Source organism: Corallococcus llansteffanensis, assembly GCF_003612055.1.
Classification (GTDB): domain Bacteria; phylum Myxococcota; class Myxococcia; order Myxococcales; family Myxococcaceae; genus Corallococcus; species Corallococcus llansteffanensis.
In genome coordinates, this window is record NZ_RAWB01001012.1 from 1 (window position 1) to 1,517 (window position 1,517).

Sequence of the window (1,517 nt, forward strand, 5' to 3'; positions counted from 1 at the left end):
GTGTGGGGGGCAGTCCACCTCACGTGGGGCGGGATCTCCACGCCCCCACTCACTTCTTCTCGGCCCGTTGGAAAGGTGGCGTGAAATTCCTTCCCCACGGTGCTTCCCCAGCATGCGAGCAGACGTGGTGCGAAGTCATCGCGAGGCGGTGGGCGGATGGGGGATGCTCGCGGACCGGAGGCTCGCGCGCTCGTGATGGGACGGATTCGTTGGGTGGCACTGACCGCGGGAGTGCTCGGGGTCCTGGGCCTCGCGGCCGTGGGAATGAAGCCGCGTGGAGTTCCGCCGCCTCCCAAGGCGCCCCCCGCCGCGCCGCCCGTTGCCGCTGAAGCGCGGCCGCTCCTCCAGGCCGTGGGGCCCAGGCTGACCAGCAACCAGACCTCGCAGCCGCTCTCGCTCTATGGCGAGGGGCTGGTGCCCGGGCTGCGGCTGGTGCTCGGAGCGCCCTTCGCCCGCGAGCTGCCGCTCACGGTGGTGGATGCGCGCCACGCCTACGCGAGGCTGCCCGCGGACCTCGCTCTGCCTGTGGGAACGGCCCAGGTGGACGTGCAGCTGTCGCTCGCCGCGAGCACGGGGCCCCGGCCCGCGGGCACCGCGCGGCTCACGGTGGTCAACGACGCGGCCTTCCCGGACCTCACGTCGCTGGCCCTCGCGCCGGATGGGCGCACGCTCTTCGTCGCCTCGCCGCCCACCGACACGGTGTTCGCGCTCGACGTGGGGTCGGGAAGCGTGGAGGCGATGGCGGCGGGGGACGGGCCGTCGGCGCTCGCGACGTGGAAGGACCAGGACGGCCATCCGTGGCTGGGCGTGGCCCACCAGTCGGACGCCGGGCTCTGGCTGTACGCGCTGGATACGCCCGAGCGGAAGCCTCGCGCCGTCCCCGCGCCCGCGGGCGTGTGGGGGCTGGAGGTGGATGGCGCGCGCGGCGTGGCGTTCGTGGCCGAGCACGTGCGCGACACGGTGCACGCGCTCGCCCTGGCGGACGGCCGTGAGAGGTGGAGCGCGCCGGTGGATCCGAACCCGCGCGCGCTGGCGCGGCTCAAGGGCCTGCTGGCGGTGGGCAGCCTCCAGACGGGGCAGGTGGTGCTGCTGCGGCAGGACGACGGCCGGGAGCTGGCTCCGGTGGTGCCGAAGCCGGGCGTGCCCATCGTCGGAGGGCCCACGGAGGCGTTCTCCGCGCAGGTGATGGGCGGCAAGGCGCCGCGCGCGCTGGTGGCGAGCGAGCGGCTGGGGCGCGTCTTCATGGCGAGCCTGGGTCCGAACGTGGGGCCCAACGCCCAGCGCATGGAGGTGAGCGCGAACAGCGGCGTCGCGGTGCTGGACCTGGACCGGCAGGAGGTGGTGCGGCACCGGGGCTTCGGCGCGGGCGTGACGGAAGGGCTCGCGCTGGATGACCGGGCCGGCCTGCTCTACGCGGCGGACGTGGGGCTGGGGCAGGTGCGGGTGCTGGACGCGAAGGCGCTCGTCGCGAGGGACGCGACCGCGGGCGCGGCGGTGCTCCAGACCCTGCCCATCCC

General features: G+C 74.9%; 1 pseudogene. It reads left to right on the forward strand.

The features are described 5' to 3' along the window. Window positions 1–213: 213 nt before the first annotated feature. A pseudogene (locus D7V93_RS42940) lies at window positions 214–1,517 on the forward strand (YncE family protein); the annotation flags it as partial.